The sequence below is a fragment of the Delftia sp. Cs1-4 genome, from assembly GCF_000214395.1.
Taxonomy (GTDB): domain Bacteria; phylum Pseudomonadota; class Gammaproteobacteria; order Burkholderiales; family Burkholderiaceae_C; genus Comamonas; species Comamonas acidovorans.
On record NC_015563.1, the window covers coordinates 707,013 to 729,355 of the forward strand.

The 22,343-nt window shown below is 66.9% G+C and carries 14 protein-coding genes; 7 read left to right on the forward strand and 7 right to left on the reverse strand.

All coding sequences use genetic code 11. The features are described from left to right. The first annotated feature begins 7 nt into the window (after window positions 1-7). The 3 genes from DELCS14_RS03190 to DELCS14_RS03200 are packed head-to-tail and all read left to right on the forward strand — an operon-like array spanning window position 8 to window position 3,147. Window positions 8-643 carry a DsbA family protein gene (locus tag DELCS14_RS03190; RefSeq protein WP_013800404.1) on the forward strand — a complete coding sequence of 212 codons (636 nt, stop codon included), beginning with the start codon at window positions 8-10 and terminating at the stop codon, window positions 641-643. Next, entirely contained in the window at window positions 644-2,497 is a 1,854-nt protein-coding gene (locus tag DELCS14_RS03195; protein WP_013800405.1) for a DUF294 nucleotidyltransferase-like domain-containing protein, read from the forward strand. It begins immediately after the preceding gene. Next, the gene (locus DELCS14_RS03200) at window positions 2,494-3,147 is read left to right on the forward strand and encodes a 3'-5' exonuclease (RefSeq protein ID WP_013800406.1); all 654 of its coding nucleotides are present in this window, start codon (window positions 2,494-2,496) and stop codon (window positions 3,145-3,147) included. The genes DELCS14_RS03195 and DELCS14_RS03200 overlap by 4 nt, the downstream gene beginning before the upstream one ends. A 21-nt stretch (window positions 3,148-3,168) precedes the next feature. Here the strand turns inward: DELCS14_RS03200 and DELCS14_RS03205 are convergent, their stop codons facing one another. The 3 genes from DELCS14_RS03205 to DELCS14_RS03215 form a co-directional block, all read right to left on the reverse strand. Next, on the reverse strand, window positions 3,169-3,804 hold the full coding sequence (locus DELCS14_RS03205; RefSeq protein ID WP_013800407.1) for a YbhB/YbcL family Raf kinase inhibitor-like protein: 636 nt from the start codon (window positions 3,802-3,804) through the stop codon (window positions 3,169-3,171). 233 nt (window positions 3,805-4,037) lie between these two features. Continuing rightward, window positions 4,038-5,771, reverse strand: a complete 1,734-nt coding sequence (locus DELCS14_RS03210; protein ID WP_012207754.1) for a cation acetate symporter — start codon at window positions 5,769-5,771, stop codon at window positions 4,038-4,040. Continuing rightward, the gene (locus DELCS14_RS03215) at window positions 5,768-6,076 is read right to left on the reverse strand and encodes a DUF485 domain-containing protein (RefSeq protein WP_013800408.1); all 309 of its coding nucleotides are present in this window, start codon (window positions 6,074-6,076) and stop codon (window positions 5,768-5,770) included. The genes DELCS14_RS03210 and DELCS14_RS03215 overlap by 4 nt, the downstream gene beginning before the upstream one ends. A gap of 303 nt (window positions 6,077-6,379) precedes the next feature. Between DELCS14_RS03215 and DELCS14_RS03220 the strand changes: the two genes are divergently transcribed. The 3 genes from DELCS14_RS03220 to uvrA all read left to right on the forward strand — a co-directional run bounded on the left by DELCS14_RS03220 (window position 6,380) and on the right by uvrA (window position 15,835). Next, a complete protein-coding gene (locus DELCS14_RS03220; protein WP_013800409.1) occupies window positions 6,380-8,062 on the forward strand; it encodes an MFS transporter in 1,683 nt (560 codons plus the stop codon). A gap of 396 nt (window positions 8,063-8,458) precedes the next feature. Continuing rightward, window positions 8,459-9,442: a porin gene (locus tag DELCS14_RS03225; RefSeq protein WP_013800410.1), complete on the forward strand. Its 984-nt coding sequence runs from the start codon at window positions 8,459-8,461 to the stop codon at window positions 9,440-9,442. A 435-nt stretch (window positions 9,443-9,877) separates the two neighbouring features. Further along, entirely contained in the window at window positions 9,878-15,835 is a 5,958-nt protein-coding gene (gene uvrA, locus DELCS14_RS03230) for an excinuclease ABC subunit UvrA (RefSeq protein ID WP_013800412.1), read from the forward strand. Between the two features lie 3 nt (window positions 15,836-15,838). On the opposite strand, the gene DELCS14_RS03235 is transcribed toward uvrA, so the two are convergent. Continuing rightward, on the reverse strand, window positions 15,839-17,017 hold the full coding sequence (locus tag DELCS14_RS03235) for an MFS transporter (RefSeq protein WP_012207748.1): 1,179 nt from the start codon (window positions 17,015-17,017) through the stop codon (window positions 15,839-15,841). Between the two features lie 129 nt (window positions 17,018-17,146). Between DELCS14_RS03235 and DELCS14_RS03240 the strand changes: the two genes are divergently transcribed. After that, entirely contained in the window at window positions 17,147-18,112 is a 966-nt protein-coding gene (locus DELCS14_RS03240) for a LysR family transcriptional regulator (RefSeq protein WP_013800413.1), read from the forward strand. Window positions 18,113-18,134: 22 nt separating this feature from the next. Here the strand turns inward: DELCS14_RS03240 and DELCS14_RS03245 are convergent, their stop codons facing one another. The 3 genes from DELCS14_RS03245 to DELCS14_RS03255 all read right to left on the reverse strand — a co-directional run bounded on the left by DELCS14_RS03245 (window position 18,135) and on the right by DELCS14_RS03255 (window position 22,205). Further along, the gene (locus DELCS14_RS03245; RefSeq protein ID WP_013800414.1) at window positions 18,135-18,995 is read right to left on the reverse strand and encodes a hypothetical protein; all 861 of its coding nucleotides are present in this window, start codon (window positions 18,993-18,995) and stop codon (window positions 18,135-18,137) included. Between the two features lie 180 nt (window positions 18,996-19,175). After that, a complete protein-coding gene (locus DELCS14_RS03250; protein WP_013800415.1) occupies window positions 19,176-20,504 on the reverse strand; it encodes an MFS transporter in 1,329 nt (442 codons plus the stop codon). A 48-nt stretch (window positions 20,505-20,552) separates the two neighbouring features. After that, a complete protein-coding gene (locus tag DELCS14_RS03255) occupies window positions 20,553-22,205 on the reverse strand; it encodes a choline dehydrogenase (protein ID WP_013800416.1) in 1,653 nt (550 codons plus the stop codon). Window positions 22,206-22,343: the final 138 nt, after the last annotated feature.

Sequence of the window (22,343 nt, forward strand, 5' to 3'; positions counted from 1 at the left end):
ACCCGCCATGAAGCAGATCACCTTCCATCTCGACTTCATCTCGCCCTATGCCTGGCTGGCGTTCGCGCAACTGCCGCAGGCGCTGCAGGGCATCAGCCACCACATGCAGTACCGCCCCGTGCTGCTGGGCGCGCTGCTCCAGCGCCACGCCAACCCGGGACCGGCCGGCATCGCGGGCAAGCGCGAATGGACCTACCGCCATGTGAGCTGGCTGGGCCATGCCACGGGCGTGGGGCTGGACATGCCGGCCCGCCATCCGTTCAACCCGCTGCCGCTGCTGCGCCTGGCGCTGGAGTGCAGCGATGACGGCAGCATCAACCGCTTTGTGGCGGACGCCGTGCTGCGCCATGTCTGGCTGGGCGGCGCCGACGCGCTGGACCCCGCGCGGCTCGATGCACTGCGCGCCACGCTGGCGCCGCAGCTGCGCACGGATGCGGCGGACAACGCCAAGCGCCTGCTGCGCGAGAACACCGACGCCGCCGCCGCGCAAGGCCTGTTCGGCGTGCCGGCGTGGGAGGTCGATGGCCGCCTCTTCTGGGGCCTGGACAGCCTGCCCATGCTGCGCGCCTACCTGGAGGGCGACAGCTGGTTCGACAGCGGCTGGGACGCGGCTGCAAGCGTGGAGCAAGGCCTGAAGGTTTGAATGGCGGGGCTGGAACAACGGCCCCGCCCCATGCCCAACGCCTTCAACTTCGCCGCCTCGCCCTTCGACTGCCTCACGCCCGACGAACAGGCGCTGGTGCGCGATGGCGTGGACATCGCCTACTTCCCCGAGGGCGCCGTGGTGCTGGACGCCGGCTCGGCGCCCACCCACCTCTTCGTCATCATCAAGGGCCATGTGGTGCAGACCGAGGGCGACGAGGTGCTGGCCAGCTACGGCCCCGACGACAGCTTCGACGGCCGCGCCCTGGTGGCCGGCCGCACGGGCAGCCGCTTCACCGTGGCCGAGGAACTCATCGCCTACCAGCTTGCGCGCGAAACCGTGGGCGAGCTGATCGCGCGCAACACGGCCTTTGGCGCCCTGCTGTTCTCCGACCTGGGCCACAAGCTGGGCACATTGGCCCAGCGCGCCGACCGGCACGAATTGCAGTCGCTGACGCTGGCGCGCGTGGACCAGGCCTATCTGCGTGCCGCCCATGTGGTGGATGCGGCCACCGACATCGTCTCCGTGGTGCGCCTGTTCCATGCCGAGCGCACGACCAGCGTGCTGGTCTCGGGACTGCCGCAGGGCGGCCTGGGCATCTTCACGGGCACCACGCTGCAGCGCGCCATCCTTGACGGCCGCCCGCTGGAGCGGCTGGCCGTGGGCGAGTTCGCCAGCCAGCCCGTGTTCACCGTGCGCGCCGACGACCAGCTGGGCGATGCCCTGGTCGTGCTGCTGCGCGCCCGCGTGCACCGGCTGGCCGTGCTCGATGCACAGGGCCAGGTGCTGGGCATCCTGGAGGCGCTGGACCTGTTCAGCTTTCTGGCCAACCACTCCCACCTGATCACCGTGCAGATCGAGCAGGCTGCCGACCTGCAGGCGCTGGAGCAGGCGGCCGCCCAGATCACGCGCCTGGTGGCCGCCCTGCACCGGGGCGGCACGCGGGTAGCCCTGATGGCGCGGCTGGTGCAGCAGCTCAATGCCCGCCTGTTCGAGCGTGCCTGGCAGATGCTGGCGCCGCCGGACCTGGTGGCCCACAGCTGCCTCTTCGTCATGGGCAGCGAGGGGCGCGGCGAGCAATTGCTCAAGACCGACCAGGACAACGGCCTGCTGCTGCGCGACGGCTATGCGCCGCCCCAGGACCTCGACGCCATCTGCGCGCGCTTTTCCGCGCAGCTGCAGCGCTTCGGCTACCCCGAATGCCCGGGCGGCATCATGCTCAGCAATCCGCAATGGCGCGGCACGGTGGCCAGCTTCGGCAGGCAGGTGCGCGAATGGCTGATCCTTCCCGGCCCTGAGGGCCTCATGCACCTGGCGATCTTCCTGGACGCCCATGCCGTGGCGGGCGATGCCGCGCTGCTGGCCACGGTGCGGCGCGACCTGATGGCGCTGGCCCTGGACAGCGATGCCCAGGTGGCGCGCTTCGCCTCGGCCGTCGACGCCTTCGCGCACGAGCCGGGCAGCTGGTGGGAGCGGCTGCTGGGGCGCGGCGGCGAGGGCGCGCCCGTGCACCTCAAGAAGGCCGGCATCTTCCCCATCGTGCATGGCGTGCGCAGCCTGGCGCTGTCCCAGCGCATCGCCGCCACCGGCACGGCCGAGCGCATCGCGGCCCTGGTGGACAAGGGCGTGCTCGACGGCGCCCAGGGCCAGGAGCTGCTCCAGGGCCTGCATTTCCTCATGGGCCTGCGCCTGCAGGCGGGACTGGCCGAGATCGACCTGGGCCGCCCCGTCACCGGCCATGTGGACCCGGCTCGCCTGAGCAGCCTGGAGCGCGACCTGCTCAAGGACACGCTGGCCGTGGTGCGGCGCTTCCGCGAACTGCTGCGCCAGCGCCTGCGGCTGGACGCCGTATGAGCGCGGCGCCCTTGCAGCGCTGGGTGGCGGGCCTGCGGCGCAACTGGCAGCGGCGCAGGCTGGCGGACCCCGCCTATGCCTTTCTCTTCGACGCGCCGCCGCCCGGCGAATGGGTAGCGCTGGACTGCGAGACCACGGGCCTGGATGTGCGCTGCGACGAGATCATCTCCATCGGCGCCGTGCGCATCGTGGGCGAGCGCATCCTGTCCAGCGAGCGCCTGGAGCTGCTGGTGCGCCCCTCGCGCAGCGTGCCCGGCGACAGCGTGCGCATCCACCGCCTGCGCGAGCGGGACCTGGCCCGGGGCCTGGCCATCGAGGACGCGCTGGCGCAGCTGCTGCGCTTCATCGGCAGCCGCCCGCTGGTCGGCTACTACCTGGAATTCGACGTGGCCATGATCGAGCGCGTGCTGCGCCCCTGGCTGGGCACAGGCCTGCCCAACGAGCGCATCGAGGTCTCGGCCCTGTACTACGACCACCGCTTCCGGCAGCTGCTGCCCTGGCAGCAGCAGGCGCCCGAGATCGACCTGCGCTTTGCCACGCTGATGGCCGACCTGGGCCTGCCGCAGCGCGAGGCCCACGACGCGCTCAACGACGCCGTGATGGCGGCGCTGGCCTTCATCAAGCTGCGCAGGCTGGCCGGCGCGACGTAGGGCGCCCGGAAAGGCGTTCGCTCAAGCGGCGGAGACCGCAGGGTTCAGGCTGTACAGGCCGGTGATGCTGGCCTTGCCCAGCACCTGGCCGGCTTGCAGCGCCGCGCGCACGTTGGCGCCGGTCAGCTCGCCGGAGACCGCCAGCGTGGGCGTGGCCAGCGCATAGACGGTGAAGATGTAGTGGTGGACGATGCTGTCGTTCCACGGAGGGCAGGGGCCGTCGTAGCCGAAGTAGTCGCCCTTCATCTGCTCGTCGCCCGCGAACCAGCCCGTGTAGTCGTTGATGCCGTGGCGCAGGCCGCCGGGGGCTGCCGGGCCGCTCTTGCCGCGCGGCGTGACGCCGTCGGACTGGGCGCCTGCCGCGATCTCGGTGGTGGCGGCCGGAATGTCCAGCAGCAGCCAGTGGAAGAAGTCCACGCGCGGCAGGCTGGCCGGCACTTCGCGGCCTTCCTGGTTCACATCGTCGCCGCGGCTGGGCACGTCGGGATCATGGCAGACCACGACGAAGGACTGCGTGCCTGCGGGCGCGCCGCTCCAGGCCAGGTGCGGGTTGCGGTTGGACGACAGCGCCACGTGCGAGGCCGCATCGGGCACCGCGAACGCGAATTCGCCGGGAATCGCCTGGCCGTCCTGGAAGCTTTGGCTGATGAGTTGCATGTCGGATCTGTCCTGTGCGTTGAAGAGGGAAGCGGTGCTGCACAGGCGAAGCTGCGCAGACCCCGCAAGTCTAGAGGCCTGGACGGCGCCGGCCATCGCAGATCCGATCAGGCGCCTTCTCCAGCCGATCAATCTGAGGGCGGCTGCTGCCACGCCAACGAAAAAGCCGGGCGCTGGGCCCGGCTTTTCATGGTGGGTGCCTGAGTGCCTGAGTGCCTGAGGGGCTCGGTGGCTCAGTGGCCCGAAGCTCCCGAGGCGCCAAGGCCTGTTTCCGAGCGCACCTGCTGCGCGGGGAAGATGGCGCGTTCCTTGGCGGCCTGGGCGCTCTTGTCGAGCACCGAGAACAGCCACACGCCCACGAAGCCGATGGTCATGGAGAACAGCGCGGGCGAGGCGTAGGGGAACCAGGCCGAGCCTGCGGGGTTGCCCAGCGTGGCCTCCCACACCGGGGGCGAGACCACGGTCAGGCCCACGGAGGAGATCAGGCCCATGAAGCCGCCGATCACCGCACCCTTGGTGGTGCAGTCCTTCCACAGCACCGACAGCAGCAGCGGGGGGAAGTTGGCCGAGGCCGCGACCGCGAAGGCCAGCGACACCATGAAGGCGATGTTCTGCTTCTCGAACACGATGCCCAGCAGCACGGCGATGGCGCCCAGCGTCAGCGTGGTGATGCGCGAGACGCGCAGCTCGGCGGCGCTGTCGGCCTTGCCCTTCTTGATCACGGTGGCGTACAGGTCATGCGACACGGCCGAGGCGCCCGACAGCGTCAGGCCCGCGACAACGGCCAGGATGGTGGCGAAGGCCACGGCCGAGATGAAGCCGTAGAACACGTCGCCGCCCACGCTCTTGGCCACCAGCACGGCCGCCATGTTGGCCGTGCCCGCGCCGCCGTGGATCACGCCCTTGACCGTATCGGCCATCTCGGGGTTGGTCAGCACCAGGGTGATGGCGCCGAAGCCGATGATGAAGATCAGCACGTAGAAGTAGCCGATCCAGGTCGTGGCCCAGAACACGCTCTTGCGCGCTTCCTTGGCGTCGGGCACGGTGAAGAAGCGCATCAGGATGTGGGGCAGGCCCAGCGTGCCGAACATCAGCGCCATGCCGAAGCTGATGGCCGAGATCGGGTCCTTGATGAAGCCGCCCGGGCCCATGATGGCCAGGCCCGCCTTGGCAGCGGCCGAGGGGTCGGCGCCGTTGTTGGCAGCGATCTCGGAGCGCACGCGCACGCCTTCGGCGAACAGCGCCTCGGGGCTGAAGCCGTACTTGGCCAGCACCATGAAGCCCATGAAGGTCACGCCGGCCAGCAGCATGCAGGCCTTGATGATCTGCACCCAGGTCGTGGCCGTCATGCCGCCGAACAGCACGTAGATCATCATCAGGCCGCCCACCAGCACCACGGCGATCCAATAGTCCAGGCCGAACAGCAGCTTGATCAGCTGGCCCGCGCCCACCATCTGCGCGATCAGGTAGAAGGCCACCACCACCAGCGTGCCGCTGGCCGCGAAGGCGCGGAACGGCGTCTGGGAGAAGCGGTAGCCTGCCACGTCGGCGAAGGTGAACTTGCCCAGGTTGCGCAGGCGCTCGGCCAGCAGGAAGGTCAGGATGGGCCAGCCCACCAGGAAGCCGATGGAGTAGATCAGGCCGTCATAGCCGCTGGCCATGACCGAGGCCGAGATGCCCAGGAAGGAGGCGGCCGACATGTAGTCGCCCGCAATCGCCAGGCCGTTCTGAAAGCCCGTGATGCCGCCGCCGGCCGTGTAGAAGTCGGCGGCCGACTTGGTGCGGCCCGCGGCCCACTTGGTGATCCACAGCGTGGCCACGACGAAGGCCGTGAAGAGAATGATGGCGGTCCAGTTGGTGGCCTGCTTGGCGGCCACGCCGACATCTCCGCCGGCGGCCAGCACGGGCCCTGTCAGGGCCAGCGCCACGGCGGGCGCCAGCAGCATGCGTTGTGCGGAATTCTTCATTTCGTGGCGTCCTTCAGGATGTCCTGGGTGAGCTTGTCGTACTCGCCATTGGCGCGGCGCACGTAGAGGCCGGTGATGATCACCGAGAAGACGATCACGCCCATGGCGATCGGGATGCCCAGCGAGGTCACGCCCGCGCCAATGGGCTGGGCCAGAAATGATTTGTCGAAGGCAATCAGCGCGATATAGCCGTAATAAACGACCAGCATCAGCAGCGTCAGAAAAAGGCCCAGGCGATTGCGTCTGGATCGCAACTCCTGGTATTTGGGATGGCGCTGTATTTTGTCTACCACCGGATCGGTCATGGTTTGTCTCCTGAAGTTGGAATCGCGGCGGCAGCCCCATGGATCTGCAGCCTTGCGGCGCATTCTGGAAAGCGCTTCTGACCGAGTGCTTACGCAGTGCAGCATGGTTTGGCAGGGTTTTTACGGTGCTTTTCACATGGAAAAAGACGGCATCAGGGTTGCTGCTGAGTTAGTAAGAAATCGTTCAGTTCGCCGTCAATTTCTGTAAGAGGTGAGTCAGATTCGCGTCAGCAGGCAGGCGGATAGTGAATTGGCGGGCCAATGTCAAACCCGCTGCAAATTCAATAAATCAAGGAGACAGACATGGCTATCAACGCATCGCAAGGCGCGGGGGTCAAGGCGACCCCGCGGCCCATGACTCCGGAAGAACGCAAGGTGATCTTTGCCTCGTCGCTAGGCACGGTTTTCGAGTGGTACGACTTCTATCTCTACGGATCGCTGGCGGCCATCATCGCCAAGCAATTCTTCAGCGGGCTCGATGCGGGATCGGCCTTCATCTTCGCGCTGCTGGCCTTCGCGGCCGGCTTCATCGTGCGGCCCTTCGGTGCACTGGTGTTCGGGCGGCTGGGCGACATGATCGGGCGCAAGTACACCTTCCTCGTGACCATCCTGATCATGGGCCTGTCGACCTTCATCGTCGGCATCCTGCCCACCTACGCCAGCATCGGCGTGGCGGCGCCGGTGATCCTCATCGGCCTGCGCATGCTGCAGGGCCTGGCCCTGGGCGGCGAGTACGGCGGTGCGGCCACCTATGTGGCCGAGCATGCGCCGCACGGCAAGCGCGGCGCCTACACCTCATGGATACAGACCACGGCAACGCTGGGCCTGTTCCTGTCGCTGCTGGTGATCCTGGGCGTGCGCACCTCCATCGGCGAGCAGGCCTTCGCGGACTGGGGCTGGCGTATTCCCTTCCTGCTGTCCATCGTGCTGCTGGGCATCTCGGTGTGGATCCGCATGACGCTGTCCGAGTCGCCGGCCTTCCAGAAGATGAAGGCCGAGGGCAAGGTCTCCAAGTCCCCGCTGACCGAGTCCTTCGGCCAATGGCGCAACCTCAAGATCGTGATCCTGGCGCTGATCGGCCTGACCGCCGGCCAGGCTGTCGTCTGGTACACGGGCCAGTTCTATGCGCTGTTCTTCCTGACCCAGCAGCTCAAGGTCGATGCGGTGACGGCCAACCTGCTGATCGCGGCGGCGCTGATCATCGGCACGCCGTTCTTCGTGATCTTCGGTTCGCTGTCCGACAAGATAGGCCGCAAGCCCATCATCATGCTGGGCTGCGTGCTGGCCGTGGTGACCTACTTCCCCGTGTTCAAGGCGCTGACCGAAGCGGCCAACCCCGACTTGGCTGCGGCACAGGCCAAGAACAAGGTGGTCATCGTCGCCGATCCCAAGGAATGCTCGTTCCAATTCAATCCCACGGGCACCTCCAAGTTCACCAGCTCCTGCGACGTGGCCAAGCAGTTGCTGGCCGCAGGCTCGGTCAGCTATGACTCCGAGGACGCAGCGCCCGGCAAGACGGCCTTCATCCGCATCGGCAGCACCGAGATCCCCTCGTTCTCCATCAAGGGCCTGAGCCCCGAGGAAGCGAAGGCCAAGGACGCCGAGTTCAAGAAGACCGTGGCCAAGGTGCTGGCCGAGGACGGCTACCCCACCAAGGCCGACCCCGCGAAGATGAACAAGGTCATGATGGTCGCCATCCTGACCTACCTGGTCATCCTCGTGACCATGGTCTACGGGCCCATCGCCGCCATGCTGGTGGAACTGTTCCCCACGCGCATCCGCTATACCTCCATGAGCCTGCCGTATCACATCGGCAATGGATGGTTCGGCGGCCTGCTGCCCACCATGTCGTTCGCCATCGTGGCCCAGACCGGCAACATGTACAGCGGCCTCTGGTATCCCATCGTCATTGCAGGCGCCACGGCCATCATCGGCACGCTGTTCCTGCGCGAGACCAAGGATGTGGATATCTACGCGAATGATTGAGGGCTCCCCCTGAGGCGCTGACGCGCCTTCCCCCTCTCTCGCTTCGCGGGAGGGGGACGACGCCATCGCCGCGAGGCGGCTCTTGCTCGGCGTCTCTGAGTTGGGTCGCGCCGGTTGCATGCGGTGTGCGCAGTATCCGACTGTGTTTTGTGGCGCTGCATTGACGAAAGCCCATGGCGGTTTGCCGTGGGCTTTTTCTTTGGGTGCTTCTAATGGTTTTCCATGTCATGCCTGTGGCAGCAAAGCATCAGATGGCGCATTTTCAGAGGCGGGCATACATTTTTTGACATGCCCGCACCTAGAATCCGCAGCAGCCGCAAATGGCACTGATCTAGAGCCGGAGTCGGCCCTGAGATTTCAAGAATACCCACTCAACAATCCCAAGGAGATGCCGAGATGATCAAGATGAACCGCGTTGCCCTGGCCGTGCTGGCCGTGCTGGGTTCCACCACCGTGATGGCGCAAAGCAGCGTGACGATTTATGGCCGTATCAACACGACCATCGAACGCGAAAAGATCGGTGACCAGACCGTCAACAAGATGGAGAACAACTCCTCGCGTTGGGGCATGCGCGGTGTCGAAGATCTGGGCGGCGGCCTGAAGGCCGGCTTCGTGCTGGAAAGCGGTTTCGCTTCCGACACCGGCATGGGTTCCTCCTCCACCGGCGCGCTGACCTTCGGCCGCCAGAGCGAAGTGAACCTGTCGGGCAGCTTCGGCAAGATCCGCATGGGCAACTTCTTCCCCGGTTCGTACTTCGCCACGGCCGACTACGTGAGCATGCACAACCATGACACGGGTACCTCGTCCGACGCGCTGTACTTCGATCCCGTCTGGTTCGCCAGCGGCCTGGGCACCGCCAACAAGATCTCCTACACCACCCCCAACATCGGTGGCCTGACGGTCGAAGGCTCGGTCTCCATGCACGAGAAGGCCACGCCCGCCCGCAAGAACGGCTATGACCTGGCCGTCAACTACGACGTCGGCCCTCTGGCCCTGGGCGCCGGCTACAGCCAGGTGGACGAAGACAAGCAGGCCGCCTTCCGCGCTGCCTACACCTTCGGCCAGTTCGTGGTCGGTGGCTACTACCAGCGCAACGACGAGCAGATCCGCGGCACGCGCAACAACTTCCGTCTGTCGGGCATGTACACCCTGGGCGCTTCCGAGTTCCACGTGAACCTGGGCCACGCCAACAAGTGGAGCAACATTGCCGACTCCGGCGCCAACCAGTGGACCCTGGGCTACAACTACAACCTGAGCAAGCGCACCAAGGTCTACGGCTACTACACCAAGGTGGACAACAAGGCCGGCGCCAACTACATGACCGGTGTGAAGGGCGCGGACTTCTCCTCCTTCGCGCTGGGCGTGCGTCACGCATTCTGATCGCCGCGCGGCGTAAGCCGCGAGCAAAGCAGGTCTGTTCCAATCAGCACCTGCCTGCCATATCAGGCCTCGTACCGAAAGGTGCGGGGCCTTTTTGTCTGGGCCCGTCTTTTCAAAGCCTGATCAAGGAAAAAACCATGAGGATCATCGCGGCCGGTTGCCTGGCCTTTGTCGTCGTCTCGCTGCTGGCCGTCACCCAGGCGAAGGGTGTGCCGGGTGAGCAGGCCATGCCTGCCTCCGTGCAGATGGCCAAGTAAGCCCTCGGCAAGAGGCACGAGCCCCGGACTGGTTCCGGGGTTTTTTTATGGTCGCGCGGATGCGTTGAGGGGGTATCTTTTTGTTTAACCTGTATGAAAATACAGGTATTGAGAAGCGTCTGATGCCTGACGCATGGACTGCCTAGAATGTTTGGCTCCCACTGACCACAGAACACCCATGACGCACGGTCTGATTCGAATTCGCGGCGCACGCCAGCACAATCTCCAGAACCTGGATCTCGACATCCGTACCGGCGAGCTGACCGTGGTCACGGGGCCCAGCGGCTCGGGCAAGTCCAGCCTGGTGTTCGATACCCTGTATGCCGAAGGCCAGCGCCGCTATGTCGAGACCTTCTCGGCCTATGCGCGCCAGTTCCTGGACCGCATGGACAAGCCGGCCGTGGACCGTGTGGAGGGGGTGCCGCCGGCCATCGCCATCGACCAGACCAATCCCGTCCGCAACTCGCGCTCCACCGTGGGCACGATGACCGAGCTCAACGATCACCTGAAGCTGCTGTTCGCGCGCGCAGCCCAGCTGTTCGACCGCGACACCGCCGTGCCCGTGCGCCACGACACGCCCGACAGCGTGCTGGAGGAGCTGGCCGAGCGTTGCCGGCAGGCCGGTGATCCGCGCATCGCCATCACCTTCCCCGTCGAGCTGCCCGCCAACACCACGGCTGCCGAGGTGGAGCAATGGCTGTCGGCCAGCGGCTTCACCAAGGTCCAGGCCGAACGCGAGGCCGAGAAGGCCGGCGCCGTGGAGCCTGCCGCCGACGCCAAGGGCAAGAAGGCCAAGGCGGCGGCGCCGCTCAAGGTCAAGATGCTGGATGTGGTGGCCGACCGCTTCCGCCTGGGCAATGTGGAGCGGGCCCGTGTCTACGAGGCCATCGAGGTCGCGCTCAAGCGCGGCAGCGGCCACATGACGGTCTATGTGCTGCCTGAATCCGCCGTGGAAGCTGCAGGTGGCCAGCCCACCGAGCCCCAGCTGTGGAAGTTCTCGCTGGGCCTGCACTGCCCCGAAAGCGGCCTGAGCTACCAGGAGCCGATTCCCTCGCTGTTCTCCTTCAACTCCGCCGTGGGCGCCTGCGAGGCCTGCCGTGGCTTTGGCCGCGTGATCGGCGTGGACTGGGGGCTGGTCATCCCCAACGACAAGCTCACCCTGCGCACGGGCGCCATCAAGCCCGTGCAGACACCGGCCTGGAAGGAGATCCAGGACGACCTGATGCGCCACGCCGAGGCCGAAGGCATCCCGCGCGACACGGCCTGGGCCAAGCTCACCGATGCGCAAAAGAGCTGGGTGCTGGACGGCTCGCCCAACTGGAACGGCAAGTGGACCCAGACCTGGTACGGCATCAAGCGCTTCTTCGAATACCTGGAGAGCAAGGCCTACAAGATGCACATCCGGGTGCTGCTGTCCAAGTACCGCAGCTATACCGAATGCCCCACCTGCGGCGGCGCGCGGCTGAAGACCGAAAGCCTGCTGTGGCGCCTGGGCGGCAAGCAGGCCGCCGATGCCGTGCTGCCGCCCGGCGACGAAGGCCGCTACCGCCGCTTCATGCCGAAGGGCGTGGCCTGGAGCCGTGAGCAGCTGGACGCGCTGCCGGGCCTGTGCCTGCACGACCTGATGCAGTTGCCCCTGGTGCGGCTGCGTGATTTCTTTCAGCAGCTGGCGCCGGCAGTCGACGCCCTATTGCATGACGGCGAGGCCCAGGCGCTCAAGATGCTGCACGCCGAAATCATGGCGCGCGTGCAGTACCTGTGCGACGTGGGCATCGGCTACCTCACGCTGGACCGCCAGAGCCGCACGCTGTCGGGCGGCGAGGTGCAGCGCATCAACCTGACCACGGCCCTGGGCACCTCGCTGGTCAACACCCTGTTCGTGCTCGACGAGCCGAGCATCGGCCTGCACCCGCGCGACATGGAACGCATCACCGAGGCCATGCAGCGCCTGCGCGATGCGGGCAACACCCTGGTCGTGGTCGAGCATGACCCGGCCGTGATGTTCGCCGCCGACCGCATGATCGACATGGGCCCCGGCCCCGGCGCGCGCGGCGGCCAGATCGTGTTCGACGGCACGCCCGAGGACCTGCGACATGCCGACACGCTGACCGGCGCCTACCTGGGCGGCCGCAAGCAGGTGGGCTTCGGCCTCAAGCGCATGGTGACCGAGTCCACGCCGCGGCTCATCCTCGAAGGCGCGCGCGAGCACAACCTGCGCAGCATCGACGTGGACTTTCCGCTGCAGCGCCTGGTCACCATCACCGGCGTCAGCGGCTCGGGCAAGTCCACGCTGATCCAGGACGTGCTGGTACCTGCGCTGATGCGCCACTTCGGCAAGCCCACGGATGCGGCCGGCGCCTTCGAGCGCCTGCTGGGCGCCGACCACCTGAGCGACGTGATGTTCGTGGACCAGTCGCCCATCGGCAAGACGGCGCGCTCCAACCCGGCCAGCTACGTGGGCGCCTGGGACTCCATCCGCGAGCTGTTCGCCATTGCGCCGCTGTCGCGCCAGCGCGGCTACACGGCCGCCAAGTTCAGCTTCAACAGCGGCGACGGCCGCTGCCCCACCTGCGGCGGCTCGGGCTTCGAGCATGTGGAGATGCAGTTCCTCTCCGACGTCTACCTGCGCTGCCCCGACTGCAACGGCACGCGCTACCGCCCCGAGATCCTGGAAGTCACGATCGAGCGCCACGCGGCCGGCGAGCTGCAGCCGCGCAAGCTCAACGTGGCCGATGTGCTGGAACTCACCGTGGCCGAGGCGGCCCTGCTGTTCGCCCAGGACCGCGAGGTCATCCGCGCCCTGCAGCCCATCGTCGATGTGGGCCTTGAATACGTGAAGCTGGGCCAGCCCGTGCCCACGCTGTCGGGCGGCGAGGCCCAGCGCCTCAAGCTCGCGGGCTTCCTGGCCGAGGCGGCCAAGTCCCAGGCCAAGTCGAAGCAGGCGCTGGCCAAGAAGGGCACATTGTTCCTGTTCGACGAGCCCACCACGGGCCTGCACTTCGACGACATCGCCAAGCTCATGCGCGCGCTGCGCAAGCTGCTGGAGGCCGGGCACTCGCTGATCGTCATCGAGCACAACCTCGACGTGATCCGTGCCAGCGACTGGCTGATCGACCTCGGCCCCGAAGGCGGCGACGGCGGCGGCGCCATCGTGGCCCAGGGCACGCCCGAGGAAGTGCGCCAGATTCCCGGCTCGCACACGGCCCAGGCGCTGCGCGAGTACGACCTGGCCATGGGCGTGGGCGGCGAGGCGGTGCGCGAGGTCGCCCCCATGCTCTACAAGAGCCAGCGCAAGGCGCATGCCATGTCGGGCGCCGCGGCCAGGAATGCCATCGAGATCGTCAACGCCAAGGAGCACAACCTCAAGCAACTGTCGGTGGAGATCCCGCGCGGCAAGTTCAACGTGGTGACGGGTGTCTCGGGCTCGGGCAAGTCCACGCTGGCCTTCGACATCCTGTTCAACGAAGGCCAGCGCCGCTACCTGGAGTCGCTCAACGCCTATGCGCGCTCCATCGTCCAGCCTGCGGGCCGGCCCGAGGTGGATGCGGTCTACGGCATACCGCCCACCGTGGCCATCGAGCAGCGCCTGTCGCGCGGCGGGCGCAAGTCCACCGTGGGCACGACCACCGAGGTCTGGCACTTCCTGCGCCTGCTCTACGTCAAGCTGGGCACGCAGCACTGCATCCACGACGGCGCCGCCGTGCAGCCGCAGACGGCGGAAAGCATCGCGGCCCAATTGCTCACTCAGTTCAGGGGCCAGACCATCGGCCTGCTGGCGCCGCTGGTGGTCAACCGCAAGGGCGTCTACACCGAACTGGCCGACTGGGCGCGCCCGCGCGGCTACACGCATCTGCGCGTGGACGGCGAATTCCTGCCCACCACGGGATTCCCGCGCATCGACCGCTTCAAGGAGCACACCATCGAACTGCCCGTGGCCAGCGTCACCGTCACGGCGGCCAACGAGCGCGAACTGCGCGGCCACCTGGCGCAGGCGCTGGAAACAGGCAAGGGCGTGCTGCATGTGCTGTCCGGCCTGGACAACCTGGCCGATGCCATGGCCGGCGGCCGGAGCACGGCCGGTATCGGCAGCCTGCAGGTGTTCTCCACCCAGCGCGCCTGCCCGGTCTGCGCCACCAGCTATGCTGAGCTGGACCCGCGCCTGTTTTCCTACAACAGCAAGCACGGCTGGTGCCCCGACTGCGTGGGCACGGGCGTCAAGCTCACCAAGGACCAGCGCAAGGTCTATGACGACACCCTGCTGGTCGAGGACAACCGGGGCCGGGAGGTCAAGTTCGAAGGCCAGGAAATCGAAGACCTGGCCGAAGTGACCTGCCCCACCTGCCAGGGCACACGCCTGAACGCCACGGCGCGCGCCGTGCGCTTCCATGGCGTGGGCATTGCCGAGATCGCCCAGCTGTCGGTCAACGACGTGCGCCAATGGGTGCAGGCGCTGGCCCTGTCCGGACGCGAGTCCGACATTGCGCGCGACCTCATCCCCGAGATCCAGAGCCGCCTCGAATTCCTCGAGGAGGTGGGCCTGGGCTACCTGACGCTGGACCGTGGCGCGCCCACGCTGTCGGGCGGCGAGGCCCAGCGCATCCGCCTGGCCGCGCAACTGGGCAGCAACCTGCAGGGCGTGTGCTATGTGCTGGACGAACCCACCATCGGCCTGCATGCACGCGACAACCAGATCCTGCTCAACGCCCTGCACAAGCTGGGCGACAAGGGCAACACCCTGGTCGTGGTCGAGCATGACGAAGACACCATCCGCCGCGCCGACCACATCATCGACATCGGCCCCAGCGCCGGCATTCGCGGCGGCCGCCTCGTGGCCCAGGGCACGGCGGCCGACATCATGGCGGCCGAGGACTCCATCACGGGCCGCTATCTGCTGCACGCCATGCGCCACCCGTTCCAGCCGCGCCGCTGGGTGGGCGAAGGCCAGCCGCCGCAGGCGGCCGCCGAGCTTGCAGCAGTGACCGAACCGGTGCCGGAACCCGCGCCTGTCAAGGTATCCAAATCCAAAAAGAAGGCCGCGCCTGTCGTTGTCGACGCCGAACCCGCCTCCGACGCACTGGGCTGGCTGACCGTGCGCGGCGCCCACTTGCACAACCTGCAGAACGTGGATGCGCGCGTGCCGCTCAAGCGCCTGGTGGCCGTCACGGGCGTCAGCGGTTCGGGCAAGTCCACGCTGGCGCGCGACGTGATGCTGGCCAATGTGGCCGCCTGGGTGGGCCAGCGCGCCACCAAGGCCGGGCGCGATGCCATGGACGCCGGCAAGGCGCCGCCGCTGTCCGGCTGCAAGGGCCTGCAGGGCTTCGAGGGCATTGACCGCGTGCTCGAGGTCGACCAGACCCCCATCGGCAAGACCCCGCGCAGCTGCCCGGCCACCTACATCGGCTTCTGGGACACCATCCGCAAGCTCTACGCCGAAACGCTGGAGGCCAAGGCCCGCGGCTATGCGGCCGGCCGCTTCTCGTTCAACACCGGCGAAGGCCGCTGCCCGGCCTGCGAGGGCCAGGGCATGCGCACCATCGAGATGAGCTTCCTGCCCGACGTGAAGGTGCCCTGCGAGGTCTGCCATGGCGCGCGCTTCAACCCCGAGACCCTGGCCGTCTCCTGGCGCGGCAAGAGCATTGGCGACGTGCTGCAGATGGAGGTCGACGAGGCCGTCGAGTTCTTCGCCAGCATGCCCAGCATCGCCCACCCGCTGCAGCTGCTCAAGGACGTGGGACTGGGCTATCTCACGCTGGGCCAGCCCTCGCCCACGCTGTCGGGCGGCGAAGCCCAGCGCATCAAGCTCGTCACCGAGCTGACCAAGGTGCGCGACGATGTGACCCGGCGCGGTAACAAGGCGCCGCACACGCTCTATGTGCTGGACGAACCCACGGTGGGCCTGCACATGGCCGATGTGGACAAGCTCATTCGCGTGCTGCACCGCCTGGTCGATGCGGGCCACAGCGTGGTCGTCATCGAGCATGACCTGGACGTGATCGCCGAGGCCGACTGGATCATCGACCTTGGCCCCGAAGGCGGCAAGGACGGCGGCCGCATCATCGCGGCCGGCACGCCCGAGGATCTGGTGGCTGCGGGCACGCACACGGGCAAGGCGCTCAAGCCCGTGCTGGCCCGTTGAGCCTCAGGCGCAGGCCACGCCTGCGCTGCGTGCGGAGCCTGCGGGCAGGCGGCTGCTCCAGAAGACCAGCACCAGGCCCACGGCCGTCAGCGCGGCGGCGGCCCAGCCCAGGTTGACCAGGCCCAGGCCACCGGCCAGGGCCAGGCCGCCGACCCAGGCACCCAGGGCATTGCCCAGGTTGAAGGCCGCAATGTTCAGGCTGGAGACCAGGTTGGCGCCCTGGGGGCCGGCCTGGTCCAGCACGCGCATCTGCATGGGGGCCACCGTGGCGAAGGCCACGACGCCCAGCACGATCACATAGGCCATGGCCACGGCCTGGTTCCCGAAGGCCCAGCGGCCTGCCGCCAGCACCACCATCAGCGCCGCAATGCTCCACACCAGGGCGCGCATCACGCCCCGGTCGGCCAGCTTGCCGCCCAGTAGATTGCCTGCGGCCAGGCCCGCGCCAAACAGCAGCAGGGTCAGTGCCACCAGGCTGTCGCCCATGCGGGTCACCTGGGTCAGCAGCGGCTCCACATAGGTGTAGAGCGCAAACACGCCTGCAAAGCCGAAGGCCGTGATGCCCAGGCCCAGCCAGACCTGGCCGTTGGCCAGCACGGCCAGCTCCTGCGCCAGCGGCGTGACCTCGGGGCGGCCCTGGTCGCGCGGGACGAAGGCGGCCAGGATGGCAAAGGCCAGCACGCCGATCGCGGCCACGGCCAGGAAGGCGCTGCGCCAGCCGAACATCTGGCCGATCCAGGCGCCGGCAGGCACGCCCAGCAGGGTGGCCAGAGTCAAGCCCGAGAACATCAGCGCAATCGCCGACGCCTTCTTGTCCACCGGCACCAGTCCCGTGGCCACCACGGCGCCCACGCCGAAGAAGGTGCCGTGGGTCAGCGAGGTCAGCACGCGCGCCGACATCAGCCATTCATAGCTGGGCGCGAACGCGGCGGCCAGGTTGCCGGCGATGAAGATCAGCATCAGCGCCAGCAGCAGGCGCTTGCGCGGCCATTGGCGCGTCAGCAGCGTGAGCACGGGCGCGCCCACGGCCACGCCGATGGCGTAGCCCGAAATCAGCGAGCCCGCCGTGGGAATGCTGATGTGAAGATCCTGGCTGACCTGTGTCAGCAGGCCCATGATGATGAATTCCGTGGTGCCGATGCCAAAGGCACCGGCCGCCAGGGCGAGTAGGGAAAGAGGCATGGACGGATTCCTTGTGATCCTTGGTGTGATGTCCATTAATGTCGCACTGCAACATACCTTTGTGTAGATGGAATAATGGAAACGGATCTGTTCCTGTGTGGAATAGATGACCTCTTTTCAGGAGACGCCATGCCCGCACTTGCCCCACCCACGGCCACCGATACAGGCAGCGCCGATGCCAACCGCTTTGCCGAGCTGGAGATGCTGATCCTGGTGGCCGAGCGCGGCAGCCTCTCGGCCGCTGCGCGCCACCTGGGCATCTCGCCCTCGGCCGTCAGCAAGAGCATGTCGCGGCTGGAGGCGCGCCTGGGCGTGCAGCTGCTGCAGCGCAGCACGCGGCGCCTGCATCTCACGCCCGAAGGCTGCCAACTGTTCGAGCGCGGCAAGCGCGTGCTGGCCGACCTGGAGGAACTGGAGGCCTGCGTGGCCGTGCGCAGCGAACCACGCGGCCTGGTGCGCATCAACACCAGCTCATCGACCGGAAAAATGCTGCTCGTGCCCCTGGTGCCGCAATTGCTGCAGCGCCATCCCGGGCTGAGCCTGGAACTGAGCTTCACGGACCAGATCGTGGACCTGGTCGAGGCCGGCACGGACATCGCCGTGCGCTGGGGCCAGCTTCCGCCCTCGGACATGGTGGCGCGGCTGCTGGGCCACACGCGGCAGGTCATCCTGGCCTCACCGGAGTACCTGGCCCGCATGGGCAGGCCGCTGCATCCAGACGAGTTGGGCCACCATGTGCGCCTGGGCTGGAGCTACCAGCGCGCCATACCGCACTGGCCATTTCTGGTGGACGGCCAGCGCGTGGCCGTCGATATCGGGGAGGTGGTGCGCGTCAACGACGGCGATGTGATGCGCGAGCTGGCGCTGCACGGCACGGGCCTGGCCCGCCTGTCGCTGTACCACGCCTGGGCCGACGTGCTCGCCGGCCGGCTGGTGCCCGTGCTGGAGGAATTCAACACGGGCGACCTGGAACCCATCCACGCCGTCTACCTGGGCAAGCCCGACCGCCTGCCCCCGCGCACGCGTGCCGTGCTCGACTTCCTGCAGGCGCATGTGGACCTGCGGCATGCGGAGCAGCTGCCGGCGCTGCCCTGAGGGGTAGCCGGCAGCGGGGGCGTCACTCCTGCTCGGCTGGCAGAGGTGCGGCGTTGAAGGACAGGTTCTCGATGTGCTCGTGCAGCGCGGTATACACAGGCTCTGCAGGCGCCGAATTCTCGTAGACGATGCCCGTGCCCACATCTTGGGGCGTGGTCAGCCGCTTGATGACCAGGCGCTGGTTGGGGCGGTTGCCATTGGTGCTGGACGTGCCCTCGCCATCGTTGACGCTGTAGACGAAGCGGTAGCTGCGCAGGATCTGGCCAGAGCTGTTGATCCACACACACAGCGTTTCACCTGCCAGTGCGCCGCGGACCTGGTGCTCGCAGCCGAACAGGCTATCTCCGCTAGTCATGAGGCCGTTGCCATTGGAAGTGGCGCTGGTCTGGCGTGTCAATTCCACGCCCAGGGTCTGAAGCCCCTCGGAACCGATTGAAGTCATGGTCCAGATGCCCCGCAGACTGGATGCCACGGCGGGGTAACCGAAGTTGAAACGCGAAATCGCCACTTCCTGCTCGCCGGGCAGCGTGATGAATCCCGAAACGCCGCTGGTGAAGCGCATGCTGACCTGGCCCATATTGCGGTCTTCGGTGCCCGACATCGGGCCGCTGCCCAGATAGCGGCCACCCTTGTAGCGGATCAGCGGCGCTGAAAATCGGTTGTTGGACAGGGCGCCGGTGGTCAGATAGAACGAAGGTTCGCCAGTGCGCTCATAGGCATACATCTGCATGACCAGATTGCCGTTCTGCGCGTCAATGGCCAGCCCGCGACCCGGCTTGCCGTTGAGTTCGGAAGTCACAACCCAGGTGCCATTGCTGGGCATGAATGCGTGCGCCAGGCCGCAGCCCAGCAAGATGGCTGCTGCCAATGTTTTCTTGAACATGGTCCCTCTCTGTCTGATTAAGAAAATGCATGGGCATTCTAGCCATCGTCTTTACAAAGAGAAACAGTGCGATGGTCTTGAGTGGTTTTTGCTGGCGTCCCTGAAATGGGTTCGTACGCCGGCAATGTGTTTTCCGGCGTGCGTATTCAACTTTCTTGAAAGCGCCCGAATTCCATCCATTCACAGGCCTGCCCTGGCATTGCCCACGGGCCGAAAGGCGCGGGCACCCTGCCCATCCCGACCAATCGCCCAGGCACACCACGCCGATACCGCTCCCGCAAACACCACATACAGGCACACCAGCCACGGGCTGCCACCGGCCGTCTTGACCAGCGCCGTCGCAATGATGGGCGTGATGCCGGACGCGAAGATGCCCGAGAACTGGTAGACGAAGGAAATGCCGGTGTAGCGCACCTTGGCGTCGAACAGGTCGCAGAAGAGGGCGGCTTCGGGACCGTAGACCGCCGCGTAGAGAATGCCGAAGGGCACGACGATGGCGATCCATATCAGCAGCACATTGCCTCCGCTGTGGGCCATGAGCCAGAAGGCCGGGAAGGCCGAGACTGCGGTGATCAGCGATCCCCACAGATACACGCGGCTGCGGCCCAGGCGGTCGGACAGGCGGCCGAACAGCGGAATCGTGAAGCACATCACCACGGCGGCGACCATCACGCCGATGAGCGCGTCCGTGCGGCTGATCTGCAGGGTAGAGGTCAGGTAGCTGATCGAGAACACGCCGAAGACGTTGAAGAAAACGCCGTCGATATAGCGTGCGCCCATGCCCTTGAGCACATTGCCCGGATAGCGCCGCATCATGTCCATGAAAGGGATGGCCGTTTCCGCATTGCGTGCCTTGACGGCTGCGAATTCGGGCGTCTCTTTCACATGCAGGCGGATGTACATGCCTACGGCCACCATGAGGCCCGAGATCAGGAATGCGATGCGCCAGCCCCAGGCCATGAATTGCTCTTCCGTACACAGCCAGGACAGCAGGGCCACCACGCCCGAGGCCATGAACAGGCCGATGGCCAGGCCCACCTGGGGCAGGGAGGCGTAGAAGCCCCGCTTTTCCTTGGGCGCGTATTCGTAGGCCATGAGCACGGCACCGCCCCATTCGCCGCCCAGGCCTATGCCCTGGGCCACGCGCAACAGCAGCAGCAGGATGGGCGCGGCCACGCCGATCTGCGCATGCGTGGGCAGCAGGCCGATCAGGAAGGTGGACACGCCCATGATCATCAGCGTGACCACCAGGATGCTCTTGCGCCCCACGCGGTCGCCGAAGTGCCCGAAGATCACCCCGCCCAGCGGCCGCGTGACAAAGCCCACGGCAAAGGTGGTGTAGGCCAGCAGCGTGGAGATCAGCGGATCATCGCTGGGAAAGTACAGCTTGCTGAACACGATGCCGGCGACCACGCCGTACAGGAAGAAGTCATACCACTCGATGGTTGCGCCGATGAGCGCGGAGGTCACCACCTTGCGGATGACCCTGGGATCGGTTGCCGTCGTCATGCTGTCTCCTGGTTGTCTGTCGCATTGCCGGGATGCAGGAACGGGCAGTCATGCGACCTTGAGCTGCCCTGTCTCTCCGTGCCTGTCTTCGCGAACCATGTCGGCGGCCTTCTCGGCCATCATCACCACGGGCGCGTTGGTGTTGCCCGAGACCAGGGTGGGCATGACCGAGCAATCGACCACGCGCAGCCCGGCCATGCCATGCACGCGCAGGCGCGCATCGACCACGGCCAGGGCATCGCTGCCCATGCGGCAGGTGCCGCTGGGGTGGAAGATGGTGGCGCCGTGGTTGCGGCAGAACTCCAGCAGCTCCGCATCGCTGTGTGCATCGGGGCCGGGCTTGACCTCCCGCTTCACGAAGGGGCGCATGGCCGGCGTGTCGGCAATGGCGCGTGCCGCGCGCACCGCCGCCACGTTGGTGCGGCGGTCCAGGTCGGTGGCCAGGTAGTTGGGCTGGATGGAAGGCGGCTCGAAGGCATCGCGCGAACGGAGGCGCAACTGCCCGCGTGACTCGGGCCGCAACTGGCAGACCGACATGGTGAAGCCCGAGTACGGATGGACCTGCCCGCCTGCCATGTCGGCCGACAGCGTGGAGACGTGGAACTGGATGTCGGGTGTGGCTGCCACGGGCCGGCCCTGCTCGTCCCTGAGCGCACGCATGAAGCAGCCGCCCTGGTTGATGCCCACGGCCAGCGCGCCCGAGCGGAACAGCAGCCACTCCAGCCCCAGCCTGGTCCTGCCCACCCAGGAATTGAGCTGGTCATTGGTGGTGATGGGCTGGCTGCATTCGTAGCCCAGGCGGATCTGAAGATGGTCCTGCAGGTTCTCGCCCACGCCCGGCAGATCGTGCACCACGGGAATCCCCAGGGACTGCGACAGCGCGGCCGGGCCTATGCCCGACAGTTGCAGCAGCTGCGGCGACTGGATGGCGCCTGCCGACAGAATCACCTCGGCCCGCGCCTGGGCCAGGCGCTCCTGCCCGCCTTGCCGGTAGCGGATGCCGGTGGCGCGCCGGCCACGCACTACCAGCTGCGTGGCCATGGCGTCGGTTTCAATGCGCAGATTGGGGCGGCGCCGGGCCTCGCCCAGATAGGCCTTGGCCGTGCTGCAGCGCAGGCCCTTGTGGGTGGTGAGCTGGTAGTAGCCTGCGCCCTCCTGGTCGCGGCCGTTGAAGTCCTCGGTGCGGGGCACGCCGACCTGGCCTGCACCGGCAATGAAGGCCTCGATCAACGGATGCTGTGCGCCGATGTCCGAGACCTTGAGCGGCCCGTCCGCGCCATGGCCCGGGAAGGCGCCGCGCGCATTGCCTTCGGACTTCACAAAGTAGGGCAGCACCTCCTCATACGACCAGCCCGCATTGCCCAGTGCCGCCCAGTGGTCGTAGTCCTCGCGCTGGCCGCGCACGTAGATCAGGCCGTTGATCGAACTGCTGCCGCCCAGCGTGCGGCCGCGCGGCCAGTAGATGCGCCTGCCGTTCATGTTGGGGTCCGGGTCGGTCTCGAACTTCCAGTTGTAGACGGGGCTCCACATGGTCTTGCCGTAGCCGATGGGCAGGTGGATCCAGGGCGAGCGGTCCGGCGGGCCGGCCTCCAGCAGCAGCACCCGCGTGGCCGGGTCCTCGGACAGGCGCGCGGCCAGCACGCAGCCGGCAGAGCCTGCTCCCACGATCACGTAGTCATAGCTGTCGATGGGGTCCGGCATGCAGTGGCTCCTTTTGAGTTTCTTTTGAAGGAACTATTTGTTCCTTTGAGTGAAACTTATTCGTTGCCGCCGTGGACTGCAACCCCGCGCAAACCCTTGCCGCCTCCTGGCGATCAGGCATGATCGAAAGCGTTTCCG